This is a genomic window from Zoogloea sp. (assembly GCF_023150065.1).
Taxonomy (GTDB): Bacteria; Pseudomonadota; Gammaproteobacteria; order Burkholderiales; family Rhodocyclaceae; genus Zoogloea.
In genome coordinates, this window is sequence record NZ_JAKLLN010000033.1 from 14,246 (window position 1) to 35,674 (window position 21,429).

Consider the following 21,429-nt stretch of genomic DNA (forward strand, 5'->3'; position numbering starts at 1 on the left):
AGGCCGACTCACCTCCCGCCCGCCGCCTGCCGCGGGCAAACCACACACAATAAACAGGAGACAACCATGTCACGTCACCCTCACGCCCATCGTGCGCGCTTGCTCGCGCTTGCCGTCGCCGCCGCCTTTGCCGCCAGCCCCGCCCTGGCCGGCGAAAAGGAGCTGCAGGCGCAGATCGAAGCCCTCGCCCGCCAGCTCGAAAGCCTGCAACGCCAGATGGCCGAGCAGAAAGCCGAACAGAAGGCCGCCGCCGCTGCGCCGGCCCCCACCCAGGCCAGCAGCGGCCCGGGCAACTTCAAGCTCACCGTCTCGGGCAATCTCGACGCTGCCATCGGCCACCAGGGCAACGTCGCCACTTCATCGGCAGCGCTGCAGGGCGGCACCACCAAGTTCTTCAACGGCGGCATGGCGCCCACCAACCTCGCCGTGACCGGCTCGACCGACATTGCCGACGGCCTCACCGCGCTGTTCAAGGTGGATACCGAGTTCCTGACCTCGTCCGGTGCCAACATGCTGCCGGTGAGCGGACAGATCGGTCCGTCGAGTTACAACGGTGCCAACGGCAGCAGCGTGCTGTTCAATCGCGCTGCCTACGTCGGTCTTTCCGGTCGCTATGGCGCGGTCAATCTGGGGCGCCAGCAGACGGTGGCGGTGGATGCAGTGGTCAAGGTCGAGCCCTCCAACTACATCAACTTCTTCATGTCCTCGGTGTATGGTGCCTACAACCTCGGGAACGCGATCTATGGTCAAGGGCTGCTGAATACTGCCCCGGGACGTTACAGCGCCGGGATATCGGGCAACCTGGACTCCCGTGATAACGCGATGATCAAGTACACGAGTCCGAGCATGTTGGGCGTCCGCATCATCGCCGGTTACAGCCCGGGCGGGGTTGCTGGCGGAGATACCCAGGGTACGAAAGCAGCCGTGGGCGCCAGCTATGATTACGGCAATTTGAGCCTGGGGGCTTCCTATACCGAGTGGAACCCCATGGATGTGGTGAGCAATCACGATGTGAAGTACCGCCTGCACAACCTGGGAGTGGGCTACCGTTTTGGTCCGCTCAGTGTCCGCGCCGCCATGGGCCACACCGCGTTGCCTGCCGTGACCCTCAAGGACGCCACCAACACGAATGTCTCGTACACCGCTGCCGATGCGTCAGTGAAGGGCATCGGTGCAACCTACGCTGTCAGCCCCAGGGTGGATGTGACCGCCGCCTACTATGTGAAGCGCTATGACATTGCCAGTGGCAACAAGCCGCGGGTAGATACACTGGGCCTTGCCGCTACCTGGCAGCTCTACAAGAACACCAAGCTGTACGCGCTGTTCGATCATGCCAGCTCCCGCGGGGACAACCAGGCCGCCCAGACCCTCGGTGGTAACGGCTCGGCCAATGCCTTTGCCGTGGGTCTCTCCCACGCGTTCAGTGCCGACATGCTCCGCTGAGTCCAGCCATACGCCCCGGTGTGACCTTGTGCAGGCCACCGGGCATATCGTTCTGCGACGGATACGTCTTCATCGGAACTCGAACAGCTCCCGGTGAAATGCCGGCACCTCGGCCCCCGCCGCCAGCGCCCGGGCCAGGGTGTCGCCCCATGCGGCGGGGCCGCAGAACCACACGCTGGCGCCGGGGCGGAGGCGGGCCTTGACGGCGGCGGGGGTGAGGGGGCCGTCGTCGTCGCTGTGGATGCGGTGCAGGCGGATGCCGGCGGCCTGGCACAGGGCGGGCAGGCTGGCCGTGTAGCCGGGGTCACGCCGGGCCGTGCAGTAGAAGAAGTCCACCGGTTTCGGGCTGCCACCCCGGGCGGCCAGCTCTTCCAGGCGGGCCAGGAAAGGGGTGATGCCGATGCCGCCGGCCACCCACACCTGGGGGCCGGGGCTGGCGCCGTCGAAGGTGAAGCCGCCGTAGGGGCCTTCCAGGCGGATGCGCTGACCGGGGGCGAGCCGCCCGGGCAGGCTGCGGGTGTAGTCGCCCAGGGCCTTGATGGCGAGGCTCAGGCGGCCGTCGGCGGGGTTCCAGGCGCTGGCCAGGGTGAAGGGGTGGGCGCCTTCGCCCGCGTGGCCGAAGTCGGCGAGCAGGTGCTGGCCGGCCCGGTGGCCGGGCCAGTCACCGACCGGCCGGCAGTGCAGGGCGAGCACGCCGTCGGCGTGGGATTCGATGGTCTCGATGACCGCCTCCATCCGGCGCCCGGCGCCAATGCGGCCGCGCAGCGACAAGGCCGCCGGCACCACACCCAGGGTGGCCATACCGGCCGTCAGCCAGCCCAGGGGCTGCTGCCAGAAGCTGGCCGGCAGCAGCATCAGGCCGTGGTAGGCGCCGGCGATGAAGACCAGGGGAAAGAGCTTGTGCACCCAGCGGAAGTAGCGGTAGGGGATGCGCTTGACCAGGGCAATCACCACCAGCGCCAGCAGGATGTAGCCGGCCCATTCACCCACATCCTTGGCCAGATCCACCCACTGGTCGGCCGGCCCCCTGGGCGGACGTGGGCCCCGGACAGGGCGTTCGATGAAGCCGGCCTTGGCCAGGTTCTTGGGCAGCCATTCGAGCATCCAGTGGGTGAACACGATGAGCCCGGCGCCGATGCCGATGTCCTTGTGCAGGCGATACAGGCGGTCGAGCCCGCCGAAGCGCCGCTCCAGCCCGGCGGGGCGTGCGGCCAGCAGCATGCCCGCGCTCATCCACCACAGGGCAAGGGTGCCGGACAGCAGGATCAGGGCGCGGCGCCAGTCCCAGGCGTTTCTGGCGCTGGCCAGCACGTCGGGCAGGGCAAAGACGGCCCACACCAGAAAGGGCAGGCCGGCGAGGAGGACGAGGGGGCGTTTCATGGTGGGCATTCCGGAGAGAAGCGATGGGGGCAGGTGAGGGGTAGATGAGGGGTAGATGAGGGGCAGATCAGGGGCAGATCAGGGGCTGGTGGGGCTGAGGGCGCCGCCGCCCAGCACCTTGTAGAGGGTGACGCTGTTGCTGGCGGCGGCGAGCCTGAGGCTGACCAGGTTCTGCCGGGCGGCGTACAGGCTGCGCTGGGCGTCCAGGGTGCTCAGGTAGCTGTCCACGCCCTTCAGGTAGCGCGCCTCCGACAGCCGGTAGCTGGCGGCGGTGGCGTCCACCAGCTTCTGCTGGGCGTCGAGGCGGGTGTCTACGGTGGCGCGCTGGGCCAGGGCGTCGGCCACCTCTCGGAAGGCGCCCTGGATCGTCTGCTCGTAGCGGGCCAGGGCGATGTCCCGGTCGGCTTCGGCCACCTGCAGGTTGGCCCGGTTGGCGCCGCCGTCGAAGAGGGGCAGGCTGACCTGGGGGATGAAGGTCCAGGCGCCGGTGCCGGCGGCAAACAGCCCACCCAGGCTGGTGCTGGCGCTGCCGGCGGTGGCGGTGAGGCTGATGCGCGGAAAGAAGGCGGCCCGGGCGGCGCCGATGCTGGCGTTGGCGGCGCGCAGGGCGCGCTCGCTGGCGAGCACGTCGGGGCGTGCCTGGAGCACCGTGGAGGGCAGGCCGGCGGGCAGGGGGCGCAGGGCGGTCACGCTGTCGAGGCCGGCGGGGGGCAGCAGGTGGTCGGGCACCGGGGCGCCGGCCAGCAGCACCAGGGCGTTGCGGTCCACGGCCACCTGGGCGGTGTAGGTGGCCACGTCCCGGCGGGCGGTTTCCACGCTGGTCTCGATCTGGCGCAGCTCCAGCTCGCTACCCACACCCAGCTCGACGCGCTTGCGGGTCAGCGCCAGGCTGTGCTGCTGGCTGGCCAGGGTCTCCCGGGCGATGTCGAGCTGAGCGCTGTCGGCTGACAGGGTGAGGTAGGCGGCGGCCACCTCGGCCACCAGGCTGATGCGCGTGCTGCGCAGGGTGTCCTCGCTGGCCAGGTAGGTCTCCAGGGCCTGGTCGCGCAGGCTTTGCAGGCGGCCGAAGAGGTCGATCTCCCAGCCGCTCACGCCCAGGTCCACGCTGTGGCTGCGGCTGGTGACGGCCTGCCCGCTGCCCGACAGCTCGCCCGGTGTGCGCCGGGCGGTGGTGCCGGCGCTGGCGCTCACCGCCGGAAACAGCTCGGCGCGCTGGACGCGGTACTGGGCGCGGGTCTTGTCGATGGCCAGGGCGGTCTGGCGCAGGTCGCGGTTGTTGGCGAGGGCCAGGTCGATGAGCTGGCGCAGGCCCTCATCCACGAAGAACTCGCGCCAGCCCAGGGTGGCCACGTCGGTGCCGGTGTTGGTGTCCGGGGCGGCGTCAGCCCAGCGGGCTTCCACTGGCGCGGCCGGGCGGGTGTAGTCGGGGGCGAGGGTGGCGCAGCCGCCCAGGCTGCCCAGCAGGCCGGCCAGCAGCAGGCCGCGGCGAAGGGTGTGCGGGGTCATCATCGGGCTCCTTGGGGGGCCGGCAGGGGGGCGGGGCGCGAGAACAGCCGGCGCACCGCCACGAAGGCCAGGGGAATGAAGAACAGGCCGAGCACGGTGGCGGTGATCATGCCGCCGAGCACGCCGGTGCCGATGGCGACACGACTCGCCGAGCCGGCCCCGGTGCTGATGGCCAGGGGCAGCACCCCCAGGGCGAAGGCCAGGGAAGTCATCAGGATGGGGCGCAGGCGCAGGCGCACGGCCTGCAGGGTGGCGTCGATGAGGCTGGCGCCTTCTTCCTGCAGCTGCTTGGCAAACTCGACGATCAGGATGGCGTTCTTGGCCGACAGGCCCACGGTAGTGAGCAGGCCGACCTGGAAATACACGTCGTTGGACAGGCCGCGCAGGCTGGTGGCGAGCACCGCGCCCAGCACGCCCAGGGGCACCACCAGCATCACCGAGAAGGGCACCGACCAGCTTTCGTACAGGGCCGCCAGGCACAGGAACACCACCAGCACCGAGATGGCGTAGAGCAGCGGCGCCTGGGCGCCGGACAGGCGCTCCTGGAAGGACTGGCCGGTCCATTCGAAGCCGATGCCCTCCGGCAGTTGGGCGATGAGGGCCTCGACCGCGTTCATGGCGGTGCCGGAGCTGACGCCCGCCGCCGGCTCGCCGACGATCTCGAAGGCCGACATGCCGTTGTAGCGCTCCAGCTGGGGCGAGCCCATGGTCCAGCGGGTGGACGAGAAGGCCGAGAAGGGCACCATGCCGCCGTCGCCGTTGCGCACGTACCAGCTGGCCAGATCCTCGCCCATGGCCCGGGCCGGGGCGTCGCCCTGCAGATACACCCGCTTGACCCGGCCCTTGTCGATGAAGTCATTGACGTAGGTGCCGCCGCTGGCGGTGGACAGGGTGTCGTTGATGTTGGCCATGGAGAGGCCGAAGGCGCCGGCCTTGCGGTCGTCGATGGCGATGTGGAAGCGCGGCGTGTCGTCGAGGCCGTTCTTGCGCACCTTGGTGAGGGCCGGGTCCTTGGCGGCGAGGGCCAGCAGCTGGTCGCGGGCCGCCACCAGCCGGTCGTGGCCGATGCCGCCCAGGTCCTGCAGTTCCAGGTCGAAGCCGCTGCTGCTGCCCAGGCCGCGGATGGCCGGGGGTTGCATCACGAAGATCTGGGCGTCGCGCACCGCCGACAGGTCTCGGGTGGCGCGGCGGGCAAAGGCCGCGGCCGAGCTGGCGGCGTCCTCGCGCTCGCTCCAGTCCTTGAGTTTGATGAAGGCGCGGCCCGCGTTCTGGGCGCTGCCGCCGTTGCCCATGCCGTTGATGGTGACCAGGCCGGCCACCTCAGGCTGCTGCAGCATGTACTGCTCAAGGGCGTTCACCGCGGCGGTGGTGCGCTCCTTGGTGGCCCCGGCCGGCAGGTTGACCATGGCCATCACGAAGCCCTGGTCCTCCTCGGGCAAAAAGGACGTGGGCAGGCGCAGGAAGAGCACCGACAGCAGCCCCACCAGCAGCACATACACCAGGCCGGCACGCCCGCCCCGGCGCAGCAGCCCGGCTACGCCGCCCTGGTAGCGCAGGCTGTGGCGGTCGAAGCTGCGGTTGAACCAGGCAAAGAAGCCGCGCTGATGGACATGCCCCGGCTTGAGCAGGGTGGCGCACAGGGCCGGGGTGAGGGTCAGGGCCACCAGCACCGACAGCAGCATGGCGGCCACGATGGTGATGGAGAACTGGCGGTAGATGACGCCGGTGGAGCCGCCGAAGAAGGCCATGGGCACGAACACCGCCGACAGTACCAGGGCGATGCCCACCAGGGCGCCGGTGATTTCGCCCATGGACTTGCGGGTGGCCTCCCGGGGCGACAGGCCCTCCTCGCTCATGATGCGCTCGACGTTCTCCACCACCACGATGGCGTCATCCACCAGCAGGCCGATGGCCAGCACCATGCCGAACAGGGTGAGGGTGTTGATGGAGTAGCCGAAGGCCGCCAGCACGCCAAAGGTGCCCAGCAGCACCACCGGCACGGCGATGGCCGGAATGAGCGTGGCGCGCAGGTTCTGCAGGAAGAGGTACATGATCAGCACCACCAGCACGATGGCCTCGATCAGGGTCTTCACCACCTCCTCGATGGAGATGCGCACGAAGGGCGTGGTGTCGTAGGCCACCACCGGCTTGAGCTGCATCTCGGCGGGGAAGAAGCGCGACAGCTCGTCGAGCCGGGCCTGCACCCGCTCGGCGGTCTGCAGGGCGTTGGCGCCGGCGGCCAGCTTGATGCCCAGGGCCGCCGAGGGCTTGCCGTTGTACTGCACGCTGACGTCGTAGTTCTCGCCGCCCAGCTCGATGCGGGCCACGTCGCGCAGCTGCACGGTGGCGCCGTCGGCGCTGCTCTTGAGGACGATGGCGCCGAACTGGGCCGGGGTCTGCAGCTTGCTGCGGGCGGTGATGGTGGCGTTGATCTGCTGGCCGCCGCGGGCCGGCAGGCCGCCGATCTGGCCGGCGGTGACCTCGGTGTTCTGGGCCTGGATGGCGGCCTTCACGTCGGCCGGCATCAGGGCGTACTGCTGCAACCGGGCCGGGTCGAGCCAGATGCGCATGGCGTAGCCGCTGCCCAGGGCCTGCACGTCGCCCACGCCCTCGACGCGGCTCACCGGGTCGAGCAGGCTGGTGGCGATGTAGTCGCCGATGTCGATGGCGGTGGTGCCCGGGTTGTCCGACACCAGGGACACGATCATCAGGAAGTCGGTGCCGGTCTTGGCCACGGACACGCCCAGGTTCTGCACGATCTGCGGCAGGCGCGATTCGGCCTGCTTGAGCTTGTTCTGCACCTGCACCTGGGCCACGTCGGGGTCGGTGCCGGCCTCGAAGGTCAGGGTGATCTGGGCGCTGCCCGCCGAGCTGCTGCTGGAGGACATGTAGCTCAGGTGGTCGAGGCCCTTCATCTGCTGCTCGATGATCTGCACCACCGAGTTCTCGATGGTCTCGGCCGAGGCGCCGGTGTAGTTGGCCGAGATGGTGATCTTGGGCGGCGCGATGTTGGGGTATTGCTCCAGGGACAGGCGGCCGATGGAGAGGGCGCCGGCGAGCATCACCACGATGGCGATGACCCAGGCGAAGATGGGGCGGTCGATGAAGAAGCGGGCCATGCTCAGACTCCCGGTGCCGGGCTGGCAGCGGCCGGGCGGGCGGCCACCTTGCTGTCCACCGCCACGGGCTTGACCACCGCCTTGGGGCGGACCTTCTGGCTGCCTTCGACGATGACCCGCTCACCGGCGGCCAGGCCGGCTTCCACCAGCCAGCTGTCACCGATGGGGCGGCTGACCCGCAGCACCCGCTGCTCCACGCTGTTGTCGGCGCCCACCACCAGGGCCGTGGCCTCGCCCTTGACGTTGCGCGACACGCCGCGCTGGGGCACCAGCACGGCCTGCTCGGCGACGCCCTCCTGCAGGGCGGCCCGCACATACATGCCGGGCAGCAGCTCGCCCCGTGGGTTGGGGAATACGGCGCGCAGGGCCACCGTGCCGGTGCCCTCGTTCACCGTGATGTCGGTGAATTGCAGGCGGCCCTCGTGGCCGTAGCGGCTGCCGTCCTCCAGGATCAGGGACACGGCGGCCTGGTTGCGCCCGGCCTGGCGGAGCTGCCCGGCCTCGAAGGCGCGGCGCAGGCGCAGGGCGTCGGCGCTGGACTGGGTGAGGTCCACGTAGATCGGGTCCACCTGCTGCACGGTGGCCAGGGCGGTGGCCTGGCCGGCGGTGACCAGGGCGCCGGGGGTGACGGCCGACTTGCCGATGCGCCCCGCCACCGGGGCGGTGACACGGGTGTAGGCCAGGTTGATGGTGGCGCTGTCCAGGGCGGCGCGGGCGGCGTCCACCTCGGCCTCGGCCTGGCGCAGGGCGGCCAGGGCGTCGTCGGTGTCCTGCTGGGCCACGGCCTTGATCTCGGCCAGCTCGGTGTAGCGGGCGGCCTTGGGGCGCAGGCTGTCCACGTTGGCGCGGGCCTTGGCCAGGGTGGCCCGGGCGCTGTCCACGGCGGCCTGGTAGGGGGCCGGGTCGATGCGGTAGAGCAGCTGGCCGGCCTTCACGTCGGCGCCCTCGGTAAACAGCCGCTCACGCAGGATGCCGCCCACCTGGGGGCGGACCTCGGCCACCACCGTGGACACGGTGCGGCCGGGCAACTCGGCGCTCAGGGTGACGGGGCGGGCCTCGAGGGTGACCACGCCGACTTCGGCGGGGCCGCCGGGGGCGGGCGGGGCTGCCGACGAACTGCAGCCGGCGATGAGGGCGGCCATGACGGCACCGAGGGGGGCGGTGATGGCCGGCAGTCGGGGGAGGGAGCGGGGGAGCATGGGGGTTTCCTTTCGGGGAATTCCTGGGCCGGCCTCGTGGTGCCGGTCTCGCATGCCGCCATTGTCAAAAGCAAATGTGCAGGGAAATTGGAGAGATTGTGGAGATGCGCCGCCGCCCGTTGCCCTTCGCCCGGGACGGAGGCTTAATGGCAGCCCCGGCCCTTCCGATCTCCCGCCCGCCATGAAACTCGGCATCACCACCAAAGCCTTCCTCGCCGTCCTGCTGGTGGCGCTCGCCGTGCTGCTGGCCATGGGCGTGGCCGGGCGCTGGAGCTTCACCCGCGGGTTTGTGGGCTATGTGGACGAGCTGGCCGTGCAGCGGGTGGACGACGTGCTGCCCAAGTTCGTCCACGCCTATGCCCGGGAGGGCAGCTGGGATTTCCTGCGCAACAACCGCCGGGTCTGGTTCCATCTCACCCGCCCGCGCATGGGCGACGAGGAGCCCGGCAACTGGCGGGACGACAAGGGCCCCCGTGACGGAGGGCGTGAGGGCGCGAAGGGCATGGCGCTGGAGCCGCCGCCCGAATCGGATCTGACCGGCGCGGTGTTTCGCATCAGCCTGGTGGACGCCGAGCAGCGCTTCGTGATGGGCAACCCGCGGGTCACCGACGACCTGGATGCCGTCCGCCGCCCCGTGGTGGTGGACGGGCGGACCGTGGGCTGGCTGGTGATGGGGCCCTTTCAGAGCGTGAGCAACACCGGCGCCCAGCGCTTCTACGACGAACAACTCTACGCCACCCTGCTGGTCGGGGGCATCGCCGCCCTGGTCGCGGTGGCCGTGTCCCTGTGGATCGCCCGGACCCTGGTGGCGCCCATCAAGCAGGTGGCGGCGGCCACCCACCGGCTGGCGGCCGGTGATTACGCCGAGCGGGTGGCGCCCAGCTCCCGCGACGAGGTGGGGCAGCTGGCCCGGGATTTCAACAGCCTGGCCCGCACCCTCGAAGCCAACGAGCGCATGCGCCGGGATTTCATGGCCGACGTGTCCCACGAGCTGCGCACGCCCCTGGCGGTGCTGCGCGGCGAGCTGGAGGCCATGGAGGACGGGGTGCGCCGCCTCGACGCCGAGGCGCTGCAGTCCCTCAAGGCCGAGGTGATGACCCTGACCCGACTGGTGAACGACCTCAACGAACTGGCCCTGGCCGACGTCGGGGCGCTGGTGTACCGCAAGCAGCCAGTGGCCGTGGCCGAGGTGCTGGAGCGCACCGTCGGGGCCTACCGCGACCGCCTGGCGGGGGCCGGGCTGGCGCTGCAGTTCGAGCTGACACCCGGGCTGCGCATGGCCGCGGACGAAGCGCGCCTGGCGCAGCTCTTCCGCAACCTGGTGGAGAACACCCTGCGCTACACCGACCCGGGCGGCAGCCTGAAGATCGTCACCCGGCGCGAGGACGACGCGCTGTGCATCGACTTCCTCGACTCGGCCCCCGGCGTGCCCGACACCCTGCTGCCCAGGCTCTTCGAGCGCTTCTTCCGGGGCGAGGCCTCGCGCAACCGGGCCACCGGGGGCTCGGGCCTGGGCCTGGCCATCTGCCGCAGCATCGTCGAGGCCCACGACGGCACGATCTCCGCGCACTCCTCACCCCTGGGCGGGGTGTGGGTGGCCCTGCGCTTTCCGGCCCTGGAGGACTGACCCATGGATGCCGTCTCCGCCTTCATCCTCATCGTCGAGGACGAACCCAAGCTCGCGGCCCTGCTGGGCGACTACCTGAAGGCTGCCGGCCACGAGATCGCCTGGATCGCCAACGGCCTGGAGGTGATCCCGGCCATTCGCGCCCGGGCGCCCGATCTGGTGCTCCTCGACCTGATGCTGCCGGGCCGCGACGGCCTGGACATCTGCCGGGAGTTGCGCAGCTTCAGCGAGCTGCCGGTGATCATGATGACCGCCCGCGTCGAAGAGATCGACCGCCTGCTGGGCCTCGAGCTGGGGGCAGACGACTACATCTGCAAACCCTACAGCCCCCGGGAGGTGGTGGCCCGCTGCAAGGCAGTGCTGCGGCGTAACCGGCATACCGCGTCTGTCGAGCTTGTCGAGCCTGCCGCCCTGCACATCGACGAGACCCGCTGGCAGGCCAGCTTCCATGGGGTCGAGCTGGATCTCACGCCCGTGGAGTTCCGGTTGCTGCGCACCCTCTCGGCGGCGCCGGGGCGGGTGTTCTCCCGGGAGCAGCTGCTCGATGGCCTGTATGACGACCACCGGGTGGTCACCGACCGCACCGTGGACAGCCACATCAAGAACCTGCGCCGCAAGCTCGAGCAGATCGCCCCGGAAGCGCCGCTGATCCGCTCGATCTACGGGGTGGGCTACCGCTTCGAGGGGGGCTGAGCCCGGGGCGGACAGGGCATTGAGGCTTGTGCACCGCGCAATCGCAGTTGAGAGTCACTCACAATCGACAGCCCAGACCTTGATCCCGGCCGAAAGTGATGCCAGCCTTGAAGTCTGAACCAACTGGAGAAGTCCCATGAAAGGCGACAAGAAGATCATTGGCATCCTCAACACCCTGCTGGCAGGGGAGTTGACGGCCGTGGATCAGTACCTCATCCACGGCGAGATGTATTCCGACATGGGTTACGGCCGTCTGGCCGAGAAGGCCCTGCACGAATCCGAGCACGAGCGTCAGCATGCCCGCGCGCTGATCCAGCGCATCCAGTTCCTGGAAGGCGTGGCGGTCATGGACAAGCGCAATGCCCTGCACATTGGTGACGGCGTCGAGTCCATGCTCAAGTCCGACCTGGCCCTCGAGTATCACGTGGTCGGTGAGCTCAAGAAGGCCATCGCTGCCTGTGAAAAGGCCGGCGACTACGTGAGCCGCGACATGCTGCTGGTCCAGCTGGAAGACACCGAGATGGACCACGCCTACTACCTGGAAAAGCAGCTGCGCCTGATCGAGGCGATCGGCCTGCCCAACTACCTGCAGAGCCAGATGGGCTCCGGCACCCCCCAGGCTTGAGGAGGACGGACGATGAAAGGCGAGAAGAAGGTCATCAGCATCCTCAACAAGGTGCTGTTCAACGAGCTGACGGCGATCAACCAGTATTTCCTGCACGCCCGCATGTTCCGCAACTGGGGTTTCGAGCGGCTCAACGACTACAACTACAAGCAGTCCATCCGCGTCATGAAGGAGGCGGACGAGGTCATCGAGCGGGTGCTTTTCCTGGAGGGGCTGCCCAACCTGCAGAACCTGGGCAAGCTGATGATCGGCGAGAACGTGGGCGAGTGCCTGGCTTACGACCTCAAGTACGAACGCGAAGTCCAGCACCCGCTGCTCAAGGAAGCCGTGGCCCTGGCCGAGGCCGAGGCCGACTTTGTCAGCCGCGACCTGCTCCAGGAATTGCTCGAAGCCTGCGAGGAGTCCATTGACTGGCTGGAGACCCAGCTCAGCCTGATCGACACGGTCACGCTGCCCAATTATCTGCAGTCGCAGATCGAGGATTGAGTTTGCGGCCTCCCTCCTTGGGGGGCCGAGCCGGCCGGCTGCGTCCTGCATGTCCGGCCAGCGCCTCGCGCAGGGCGTCCACGTCGCTGGCGTGGCGGATGCGCAACTGCCGGAGTTCCCTCTGGAGGCGATCGTTCTCCGATTCCAGGTGGTCCAGACGGCGGCTCTCCAGGGCCTGACGCATGTTCGCCCGCCAGGGCAGGGTGTGGATGTCGACCTGGATACGCTGCCGGTTGGCCACCGACATCCGCTTGTGGGTGCAGGCCGCCCACAGGGGGCCGCTCACTTCGCCCTGGGCCAGGCAGTTCCGCCAGCGCTCCAGTACGGCGGAATCGTCATCCATGCATCCAAAACGGTCGACCCACAGGCGGTGGGCCTTTTCCAGATGGCGCTGGACGTCTTCCGACAGGGGATTGCGTGCTGTCATGAAAGGCAGCACCGTGCCCAGCAGCTGGGCTTCATCGCCGGGGACGACCAGGCGATGGCGGAGGGCCAGATCGGCCAGTGTTGCCATCGAGACCGAGAGCCCCAGCAGCGGGGCGTGCAGTGATTCCGGCAGCTCCCATAGCCGTGCCCGCCTTCGGGGCTCTGCAGGCATCTGGCAGGGGTTTGCGTGCTCGGACTGGGGGTCGGGCGGGCGGTGCATGGGAGCCTCCTTCAGGACGGACGATGGAGCGCGGGCTGGCGGAGGCTGGCTGGCGCCGGGAAATCAGAAAATGTCAGCGTCGCACCCACACATGGCGCGCCACGCCGTGCTCCAGGGCCAGCTCCACCTCGTCGGCGAGGATCACCGTCATGGGGCGCTGCTGCAGCACGGTGATGGGCCGGTTCTCCGCCAGCCCATAGGCCGTGAGCTGCTCCCGCTGATGGGGGGCGATCTCCTCACCGAGGGACGCGAGGCGTACCTCGGTGCCCGGGGTGATGAAGGCCAGTGGCACGACGGCGTGGTGGTCTGCGGTGTGGATGTCGCGACTCATGTCTGTCACCAGAAAACGTTCAGGGCCAGGCGGAACAGGCCGCCCACCAGGAAGGCGAAGGGCACGATCAGGGCCACCATGGTGGCGGCCGTCCTGATGCCCTGCTCCTTCACCATCATCATCAGGCTGGCAAAGCAGGGGATGAACAGGGTGATGGTGATCATGCCCACCACGGCCTGAATCGGGCTCAGGCTGGCGCTCATGGCAAACAGGCCGGTGGCGCCGAAGTCACGGCGCAGGAAGCCCATCACGAAGGCCGCACTGGCCTCCGGTGGCAGGCCCAGCCAGCCCGACACCAGGGGTTCGCCGGCGCGGATGATGGCCGGCAGCACGCCCAGCTTTTCCAGGCTGAACATCAGGAAGGTGCCCACCAGGAACAGGGGGATCACCTCCACCAGATACCACTTGAGGCGCCCGGCGGTCTTCTTGAGCACATTGCCGAAGATGGGCAGGCGCATGGGCGGCAGCTCGGTGACCAGCGGAATGCGCCGGCCGGGGATCAGCCGCGAGGCCAGAAAGCCGGTGAGCATCAGGATGCCGACCATGGCCAGGGCCCAGATCAGCACCGCCTTGAAGGACAGGCTGCCGAGCATGCCCAGCACCACGCCCAGCTGGGCCGAGCAGGGGATGGCCAGGGCCAGCAGGAAGGTGGTGATGAGGCGCTCCCGCGGGCTGTGCAGGATGCGCGTGGTGAGGGTGGCCATGGTGACGCAGCCCAGGCCCAGCACCATCGGCAGCACGGCCCGGCCGTTGAGGCCGATGGCGGCAAACAGACGGTTGGCAATCACCGACAGGCGCGGCAGGTAGCCCGAATCCTCGAGCACCCCGAAGGCCAGGAAGAAGGTGGTGACGATGGGCAGGATCAGGGCCAGGGCGTAGGTCATGCCCATGGTCCACAGGCCGTACTGGCCCACCAGCAGCTCTGTCACCCAGCTGGCCGGGGCGATGGCTTCGATGAGCCGGGTCATGGCCGGGTTGAGTACGCCTTCGAACAGGCCTTCTTCCAGCAGGCCGACCAGGGTGGTGGCCCCGAAGACCCCGACGAACTCGTAGATGAAGTACAGCACGGCCAGCAGGATGGGCAGGCCCCACACGGGGTGCACCACCGCCTGGCCGACCCGCTGGCTGAGCAGCGGGCTGCTCTTCACGCTGCGGCTGACCACGCTGGCGGCCAGTACATCGGCGGCCTCGGTGCGCTCCCGGGCCAGCAGGGTGGGCAGATCGCCCTCCACCCGGCTGCGCGCGTCCTGGCGCAGGGTCGCGAGGTGGGCGAAGTTCTGGCCGGCCTTGTCGCGCATCCACGCCGCCACCTCGTCGTCACCACCCAGAAACAGGATGGCCAGGCCGCGGGCGGCCAGAACCGGGTGGGGGCAATGCTGGGTGATGGCAGCGGCGACCTGTTCGATGTCCGCGTCGATGGCCTTGTCGTACTGCAGGATGCGTCGGGGTGCCCGGGCATCCGCCAGGTGCCGGGTGAGGGCGCCGATGCCCTTGCCGTCGGTGGCCACGGTGGCTTCGACGGGCACGCCGAGCTCTTCGGACAGGGCTTTCAGGTCGATGGTGACGCCCCGGGCGGCGGCCTCGTCGTGCATGTTGAGGGCCAGCACCAGGGGCACGTCCAGCTCGGCCAGCAGGGCCGTGAGGGTGAGGGTGCGGCGCAGGTTCTTGGCGTCGCCCACCTGCAGCAGGGCCCGGGTCGGCTCGTTGAGCAGGGCCCGGACGGTGGTGCGCTCATCATCGCTGCGCGAGGGCAGGGACAGCACGCCCGGCGTGTCGAGGAGGGCCGCGTCCCGGTCGAAGCGGGCGCTGGCGCGGGTGACCTCGACGGTGGTGCCCGGGTAGTTGGAGACGTTGACGTAGGCACCGGTGAGCCGGTGGAAGAGGACCGACTTGCCCACGTTGGGGTGGCCGACCAGCAGGTAGGTGCCGGGAATGCTGAGGGTTCCGCTCATGCTTGCGAGAGTGGGGGAGAGATCGTGATTCGGGAGCTGCGATCATACTCCAATCCGCAAACGCAAATCATTCTCGTTGATGCGCCCCGCTCGTGTCAGTGGCCGCCTGTGCTGGCAGGGCGATGGACCTCAGCCCAGCCGGAACCGCCCGATGTCCTGTTCCAGGCGCACTGCCAGGTCCTTCAACTGCTGGGCGGTGCGGGCCGAGGCCTGGGAGCTGATGCTGTTGCTCTCGGCCATCTGGGCGATGCCCTCGACCTGGCGGGCGATCTCGGTGCTGGCGGCGCTCTGTTCACCGAGGGCGTCGCTGATCTCGTTGATGGCATTCACGGTGCGCCCGGCGCCGGAGTGGATGCGGGCAATCGCGGAGCCGGCCTGGCTGGCCCGGTCGACGCCCTCGCCGACCCGTTCGACGCCTTCTTCCATGGCCAGCACGGCATGCTGGGCGCCTTCCTGGATGCCACCGATCATGCTGGCGATCTCCTGGGTGGAGTGGGTGGTGCGTTCGGCCAGCTTGCGCACTTCGTCGGCCACCACGGCAAAGCCGCGCCCCTGTTCGCCGGCGCGGGCGGCTTCGATGGCGGCGTTGAGGGCCAGCAGGTTGGTCTGGTCGGCGATCTCCTTGATGGTGCCGACGATGGCCGAGATCTGTGAGGATTGGTCGCCGAGCTTGCGGATGATGCCGGCGGAGCGCTTCACCACCTCGGAGATGCGGCCGATGTCGTCGACGGTCTGGCGCACCACCTCGCTGCCCTCGGTGGACAGCTGCCCGGCGTGGGTGGCCTCGGTCTGGGCGTCGCGGGCATTGGAGGCAATGTGGTTGATGCCCACCGTCATCTCTTCCACCGCGGCCGCCATGGCGCTGGCGGCGTCGCTCTGGTGGGCCGAGCCGCGGGCCACGTCGCTGGAGGAGCTGGCCAGGTGATCGGCCGCCGACGACAGGTCGTCGGCCGTCTTGCGTGCTCCCTGGAGCAGCTGGGCGATGGATTCGCCCATGCGGTTGAAGGCGCCGGCGACGCGCTGCAGTTCGTCCCGGGTGGCGAGTTCGACCTGCACGGTCAGGTCACCGTCGGCCACCTTCTCGGCATTGCCGGCCAGGCTGGCCACGGCACCGCCGATGGCGGAGGCGACGGCAGCGAGGAGATAGGTCACCAGCACGGCGATGCCGATGGCTGCGGCCGCCGACAGGGTGAAGGTGCGCATCAGGCGGGACTGGCGATCGGCGAGCAGGCCTTCGAGCTCGGGGATGAAATGCTCGAAGGCGCTTTTGTAGAGTGCGTCGATGGTCGTGGTGGAGCGTTGCACCCACTCGGTTGCCGGCGTTTCGTAGCGCCCGGGGATGATGTCGTTGCGGGCCACACCGGTCAGCCAGGCCAGGTGGGGGCTGGTTTCCTTCTCCAGGGCCGCGGTGCTGGCGACGATCTCCGGGTGGCCCTCGCTGGCGCGACGGAGCTTGTCGATGACTTTCTGGTATTCGGCTTCGGAGGTGGCCATCAGCACGGTCAGGTCTTCCCGTTCCTGGTCGCTGCCGGCCTTCTTGCTGAGCAGCAGATTGCCGGTGGCGCGCATCTTGCCGATCCGCTCGATCAGCTCCGGCATGGCATCGAGGGTGGCGTCGATCATGTAGAAGGAGTCGGCTTCGGTGTCCAGCAGCAGGCCGGATGCGGTGATCACTGCCTGGGTGTGGGCCAGCAGGCCTTCGATCACCTTGCGGTGGGCAACGCGGCTGGCGGCGGCGTCCAGGCTGCCGCCGGTGCTGGCCAGGTCCTTCCAGTCCTTGCGCACGCTGGCCCAGCCGGGGGCGGTGCGGCTGAGGGTGGGGGCGGCCGCCAGGGCCGCATCGGCCTTGTCCAGCCAGCTGTCCGCCTGAGCAGCGGTTTCTTCAGCCCGGGCCTTCAGTTCCGGCTTGCCGGACAGCACGCTGACCATCTGGCCCCGGTGCTGCTGGATCATCTGCACCGCGTGCAGGGTGGGGACCAGGGCGGCGACGCCGGCCTGCTCGTCACGGGTGTGGTGGACTTCGCTCCACAGCGTGGCACCCAGGGAACCACCGAGGCCGGCCAGGGCGATGAGCACACAGAAAATGATGATGGCGAACTTGCCGCGGAAACTCAGGCGGTTGAGCAGTGCCACGGCGGGGGCAAGGAGCGTGTGCATTGGGGTACCTGCTGGATTGTGGCGAGGGCGGAGGTTGGCGGTGCGGGCCTCGCTCGGTATCGGTTCTTGTGCAGTCGTGTGCCGCACCGGCGAAGCCGATTGTCGGGGTGTCCTTCACGCAGGGTCATTGACCAATGTTAAGAAGTGTATCTGACAGTGTGGTCTTAGGCTGGCGGCGCGGCCCGCAGCAGCGCTTCGGCCTCGTGGCGGGGCAGGGGGCGGGAGAAGAAATAGCCCTGGGTCAGGGGGCAGCCCATGTCGCGCAGCATGTCCACCTGGGCAGAACTTTCGGCGCCTTCCGCGATGACTTCCAGGTGCAGGGCCTTGCCGAGGTTGAGGATGGCCCGCACGATCTCGGCCCCCTCCATGGTGTGTTCCATGGCGCCGATGAAGGACTGGTCGATCTTCAGGGTGTCGATGGGGAAGCGCTGCAGGTAGCTGAGGGACGAGTAGCCGGTGCCGAAGTCGTCCATGCTGATGCCGATGCCCATGGCCCGCAGCTGGGCCAGGCGGGTCAGGGCCAGCTGGGCATTGACCATCAGCACGCTCTCGGTGATCTCGAGCTTGAGGCAGGCGGGGGTGAGCCCGGTCTCTTCGAGCACGTCGGCCACCTGGCTGACCAGTCCTTCGTCGGAGAACTGGCGGGCGGAGAGGTTGACGCTGATGCCCAGGCCGGCGAGGCGCGCATCCTCCGCCTGCCACTGGCGCAGCTGGCGGCAGGCCTCGCGGAGGGCCCAGCGGCCGATGGGCAGGATCAGGCTGGTTTCCTCGGCAAGGGGAATGAACTCGGCTGGCGGAATCAGGCCGCGGGTTTCGTGGGGCCAGCGGATCAGGGCTTCGAAGCTGCTGATGCGCCCGTTGTGCAGCTCGATCACCGGCTGATAGTGGAGTTCGAAGCCGTTCCGGTCGATGGCCCGGCGCAGGCTGCTCTCCATGTCCAGGGCCGCGACCGCCCGGTGATGCATGGCGGCGTCGAACAGGGCGTAGCAGGCCTTGCCGTCGGCCTTGGCCCGGTACATGGCGGTGTCGGCATCCCGCAGCAGTTCGTCCGGATGGCGGTATTCGGGGGCCGACAGGGCGATGCCGATGCTGCAGTTCATGAACAGCTCGTAGCCGTCGATGATGAAGGGCGTGGCGAAATGGCGCTGGATGCGGTCGGCTACACGGATGGCGTCGGTGGCGTCGTCGATGTCCTCCAGCAGCAGCACGAATTCGTCGCCCCCCAACCGGGCCAGGGTGTCGTGAGGCCGGCAGCACAGGCCCAGGCGGCGCCCGCATTCGATCAGCAGCTTGTCGCCGGTGGTGTGGCCGAGGCTGTCGTTGACGTTCTTGAAGCGGTCGAGGTCGAGGAAGAGCACCGCAAAGCGGCGCTCCGGCTGGCGCTGCATGTGCTCGATGGCCTGGTGCAGCCGGTGGGTCACCAGGTTGCGGTTGGAGAGGCCGGTGAGGCCGTCATGCAGGGAGTCGCGCAGCAGGCGCTCCTCGGCCAGCTTGCGGGCGTGGATGTCAGTCTGGGAGCCGGCCATGCGCAGGGGCAGGCCGTCCCGGTCGCGCACGGCCATGCCCCGGCACAGCATCCAGCGGTAGTCGCCGCCCCGGGTGCGGATGCGGTATTCGACATTGAGGGGCGCGCCGGAGAGGGTCTGCGGGTTGGCAAGCTGGGCGCGGACGGCGGCGATGTCGTCGGCGTGGATCAGGGCCAGCCAGGCTTCCGGGTCGTCGCCGATCTCGTCGTCGGCAAAGCCGAGCATGGATTTCCAGCGCGGCGAGAAGTAGGCCCGGCCGCTCTGCAGGTGCCAGTCCCACAGGCCGTCGTTGGCCCCGGCGGCGGCCAGGGCGTAGCGCTCCTCGCTCTCCCGCAGGGCGCGCTCGGCCTGTTTGCGCTCCATGGCGTAGCGCATGGCGCGCAGCAGCAAGTTGCTGTTCACCTCGCCCTTGATCAGGTAGTCCTGGGCGCCGGTCTTGACCGCGTGGAGCGCCATCACCTCGTCGTCGGTGCCGGTGAGCACGATGATGGGCACCTGGGGGGCGTGGGCAAACATGGTGCAGAAGGTCTCGATGCCCAGGCTGTCGGGCAGCGACAGGTCGAGCAGCACCACGCCGATGTCGCCGCTCGACAGCATGTCCAGCCCGGCCGAGAGGCGGTCGGCCCGCCACAGCCGGAAACTGTCGCCGTCGCCGTCGGCCAGCATCTCCTGGATCAGGCGGGCGTCGCCGGGGTTGTCTTCGACGAGCAGCACATTTGAGTTGGCGCTGTTCATCCGCGGGCTCCACAGGGCAGGGTGACCACGCTCAGCCAGAAGGCGTCGATCAGCTTCACCGCCTGGATGAAACACTCGAAATCCACCGGTTTGGTAATGAAGCAGGCGGCCTGCAGCAGGTAGGCGCGCTGCACGTCCTGCTCGGCCCGGGAGGTGGTGAGCACCACCACCGGGATGTGCAGCAGGGCCGGGTCGGCCTTGATGGCGGCCAGCACCTCGCCCCCGTCCATGCGTGGCAGGTTGAGATCGAGGAGGATCAGGTCGGGCAGCGGCTTGCCCGCGTGGATGCCCTCCTGGCGCAGGTAGGCGAGGGCCTCGACGCCGTCCCGGGCGACATCCAGGGGGGTGTCGACGCGGTTGTCCTTGAACGCTTCGATGGTCAGGCGCACGTCTCCGGGGTTGTCCTCGACGAGGAGGATGCGGATGGGGCGCTGGCGGTCAGACATGGGGGGGCTCCTCCCGGTCGGGCAGGGTGAAACTGAAGCGGGCCCCCTCGCCGGGGGTGGAGTGGAGCTCGATGTGCCCGCCGTGGCGCTCCACGATCTTCTTGCAGATGGCCAGCCCGATGCCCGTGCCCGGGTACTCGGCGGCGGTGTGCAGGCGCTGGAAGATCACGAAGATCCGTTCGGCGTAGCGCGGGTCGATGCCGATGCCGTCGTCCTGCACCCCGATGCGCCAGGCCGTGTCCTCGCGCTGTGCGTCGATACGTACCCGGGGCGCCGGGCCCTTGCGGAACTTGATGGCATTGCCGATCAGGTTTTGCAGCAGCTGTTCCATCTGGGTGGCGTCGGCACTGACTACGGGCAGCGCGGCGACTTCGAGCTGCGCACCGCTCTCGTCGATGGCCGAGCGCAGGTTCACCTGCACCTGGGCCACGCTGGCGGCCAGGTCCACCGGCTGGAAGCCCTTGCCCCGGCTGCCCACCCGGGAGAAGGCGAGCAGATCGTTGATGAGGCGCTGCATGCGCAGGGCGCCATCCACGATGAAGCCCATGAACTCGTCGGCGTCCCCGTCCAGGCGGCTGCGGTAGCGCTTGCCGAGGAGCTGGGTGTAGCTGGCCACCATGCGCAGGGGCTCCTGCAGATCGTGGGAGGCGACGGAGGCGAACTGCTCGAGATCGGCGTTGGAGCGGGCCAGCTCGCGGGCCTGCTCGGCCAGCAGCTTCTCGGCGCGGCGGCGCTCCTGGATCTCCTGCTGCAGCTGGGCGTTGCGTTCTTCCAGCTCGGCGGTGCGTTCGCGCACGCGCCGTTCCAGCTCGTCATGGGTGTCGCGGAGTATCCGCTCCGCCGCGCGGCGTTCGGTGATGTCGCGCAGGATCACCGTGAACACCAGCCCCTCCGGCCCGCGGAACTTGGCGATCGAGGCCTCGGCGGGAAACTCGCTGCCATCGTGCCGGCGTCCGTAGATCTCGCCGCGCTGGGCCATCATCCGCGAGGCCTCCGGAGCGGTCGAAAAGTCTCGCACCTGGGTGCCGTGGTGGGCGACGAAGCGTTCGGGGATGAGCAGGTCGAGGGGCTGGCCGATGATGTCCCCGGCGACGTAACCGAAGATGCGCTCGGCTCCCCGGTTGAACAGGGTGATGCGCTGGGATTCGTCGATGGAGATGATCGCGTCGTTGGCGCTGGCGAGGATCTGGTCGAAGCGCGGATCGGCGCCACGCGCGCTCCTCAGGCCTCCGGCCGTATCCGGCGGGGCAGGGGGTGAGGCGAGGTGGGGCCCGGGTTTCGCGCTCACGGGACACTCCGGAGAGGGGGTGTCTCAAGTCTGGCCGCTTGGCGTGGTGACTTCAACCCCGCGCTGAGTAGGGTTTCCGGTGCGGTGACGGGGGGCGGGAAGGGTTTTGTGGGGGCGAATTCATTCGCCCTCGAACCGTTGAGTCTTTACGGGACGGTTTTTTCGTGTTTTGCGTTACGTTGGCCGGGTCTCGCCCCGGCGGGCGACCTTCTTTCTTGTTGTACGACAAGAAAGAAGGCAAAGAAACGTACCCCGCTGTCGCGCCCCCTT

16 protein-coding genes are annotated in these 21,429 nt (G+C 68.9%); 5 read left to right on the top strand and 11 right to left on the bottom strand.

The window, feature by feature from the left end; genetic code table 11:
• Positions 1-66 precede the first annotated feature (66 nt).
• Positions 67-1,443, top strand: a complete 1,377-nt coding sequence (locus tag L6Q67_RS22260; protein WP_296575193.1) for a porin — start codon at positions 67-69, stop codon at positions 1,441-1,443.
• A 69-nt stretch (positions 1,444-1,512) separates the two neighbouring features.
• Here the strand turns inward: L6Q67_RS22260 and L6Q67_RS22265 are convergent, their stop codons facing one another.
• The 4 genes from L6Q67_RS22265 to L6Q67_RS22280 form a co-directional block, all read right to left on the bottom strand.
• A complete protein-coding gene (locus L6Q67_RS22265) occupies positions 1,513-2,823 on the bottom strand; it encodes a ferric reductase-like transmembrane domain-containing protein (protein ID WP_296575196.1) in 1,311 nt (436 codons plus the stop codon).
• Positions 2,824-2,901: 78 nt separating this feature from the next.
• Positions 2,902-4,329: an efflux transporter outer membrane subunit gene (locus tag L6Q67_RS22270; protein ID WP_296575200.1), complete on the bottom strand. Its 1,428-nt coding sequence runs from the start codon at positions 4,327-4,329 to the stop codon at positions 2,902-2,904.
• Positions 4,329-7,448 (bottom strand): efflux RND transporter permease subunit, encoded by a 3,120-nt coding sequence (locus tag L6Q67_RS22275; RefSeq protein ID WP_296575203.1) that lies wholly within the window; start codon positions 7,446-7,448, stop codon positions 4,329-4,331. The genes L6Q67_RS22270 and L6Q67_RS22275 overlap by 1 nt, the downstream gene beginning before the upstream one ends.
• A gap of 2 nt (positions 7,449-7,450) precedes the next feature.
• The gene (locus tag L6Q67_RS22280) at positions 7,451-8,647 is read right to left on the bottom strand and encodes an efflux RND transporter periplasmic adaptor subunit (protein ID WP_296575208.1); all 1,197 of its coding nucleotides are present in this window, start codon (positions 8,645-8,647) and stop codon (positions 7,451-7,453) included.
• Positions 8,648-8,828: 181 nt separating this feature from the next.
• Here L6Q67_RS22280 and baeS point away from each other — a divergent pair, with 181 nt between their 5' ends.
• The 4 genes from baeS to bfr (L6Q67_RS22300) all read left to right on the top strand — a co-directional run bounded on the left by baeS (position 8,829) and on the right by bfr (L6Q67_RS22300) (position 12,078).
• Positions 8,829-10,274: a sensor histidine kinase efflux regulator BaeS gene (baeS, locus tag L6Q67_RS22285; RefSeq protein WP_296575211.1), complete on the top strand. Its 1,446-nt coding sequence runs from the start codon at positions 8,829-8,831 to the stop codon at positions 10,272-10,274.
• 3 nt (positions 10,275-10,277) lie between these two features.
• The gene (gene baeR, locus L6Q67_RS22290) at positions 10,278-10,967 is read left to right on the top strand and encodes a two-component system response regulator BaeR (RefSeq protein ID WP_296575214.1); all 690 of its coding nucleotides are present in this window, start codon (positions 10,278-10,280) and stop codon (positions 10,965-10,967) included.
• A 136-nt stretch (positions 10,968-11,103) separates the two neighbouring features.
• Positions 11,104-11,592, top strand: coding sequence for a bacterioferritin (gene bfr, locus L6Q67_RS22295; RefSeq protein WP_296575217.1), 489 nt, complete (start codon positions 11,104-11,106; stop codon positions 11,590-11,592).
• A gap of 12 nt (positions 11,593-11,604) precedes the next feature.
• Positions 11,605-12,078, top strand: a complete 474-nt coding sequence (bfr, locus tag L6Q67_RS22300; protein WP_296575221.1) for a bacterioferritin — start codon at positions 11,605-11,607, stop codon at positions 12,076-12,078.
• Here bfr (L6Q67_RS22300) and L6Q67_RS22305 read toward each other — a convergent pair.
• The 7 genes from L6Q67_RS22305 to L6Q67_RS22335 all read right to left on the bottom strand — a co-directional run bounded on the left by L6Q67_RS22305 (position 12,038) and on the right by L6Q67_RS22335 (position 21,159).
• Positions 12,038-12,724, bottom strand: coding sequence for a hypothetical protein (locus L6Q67_RS22305; protein WP_296575224.1), 687 nt, complete (start codon positions 12,722-12,724; stop codon positions 12,038-12,040). The two genes, bfr (L6Q67_RS22300) and L6Q67_RS22305, sit on opposite strands and share 41 nt — an antisense overlap.
• Before the next feature lie 73 nt (positions 12,725-12,797).
• Positions 12,798-13,055 carry a ferrous iron transport protein A gene (locus L6Q67_RS22310; RefSeq protein WP_296575227.1) on the bottom strand — a complete coding sequence of 86 codons (258 nt, stop codon included), beginning with the start codon at positions 13,053-13,055 and terminating at the stop codon, positions 12,798-12,800.
• A 5-nt stretch (positions 13,056-13,060) separates the two neighbouring features.
• Positions 13,061-15,007, bottom strand: a complete 1,947-nt coding sequence (feoB, locus tag L6Q67_RS22315; RefSeq protein ID WP_296575230.1) for a ferrous iron transport protein B — start codon at positions 15,005-15,007, stop codon at positions 13,061-13,063.
• Between the two features lie 129 nt (positions 15,008-15,136).
• Complete coding sequence (locus L6Q67_RS22320; protein ID WP_296575234.1) at positions 15,137-17,164, bottom strand: methyl-accepting chemotaxis protein; 2,028 nt, start codon at positions 17,162-17,164, stop codon at positions 15,137-15,139.
• A 164-nt stretch (positions 17,165-17,328) separates the two neighbouring features.
• Positions 17,329-19,425, bottom strand: coding sequence for an EAL domain-containing protein (locus tag L6Q67_RS22325; protein WP_296575236.1), 2,097 nt, complete (start codon positions 19,423-19,425; stop codon positions 17,329-17,331).
• Positions 19,422-19,871, bottom strand: a complete 450-nt coding sequence (locus L6Q67_RS22330; RefSeq protein ID WP_296575239.1) for a response regulator — start codon at positions 19,869-19,871, stop codon at positions 19,422-19,424. The genes L6Q67_RS22325 and L6Q67_RS22330 overlap by 4 nt, the downstream gene beginning before the upstream one ends.
• Positions 19,864-21,159: an ATP-binding protein gene (locus tag L6Q67_RS22335; protein WP_296575242.1), complete on the bottom strand. Its 1,296-nt coding sequence runs from the start codon at positions 21,157-21,159 to the stop codon at positions 19,864-19,866. Before L6Q67_RS22335 ends, L6Q67_RS22330 begins: the two co-directional genes overlap by 8 nt.
• Between the last annotated feature and the right edge of the window lie 270 nt (positions 21,160-21,429).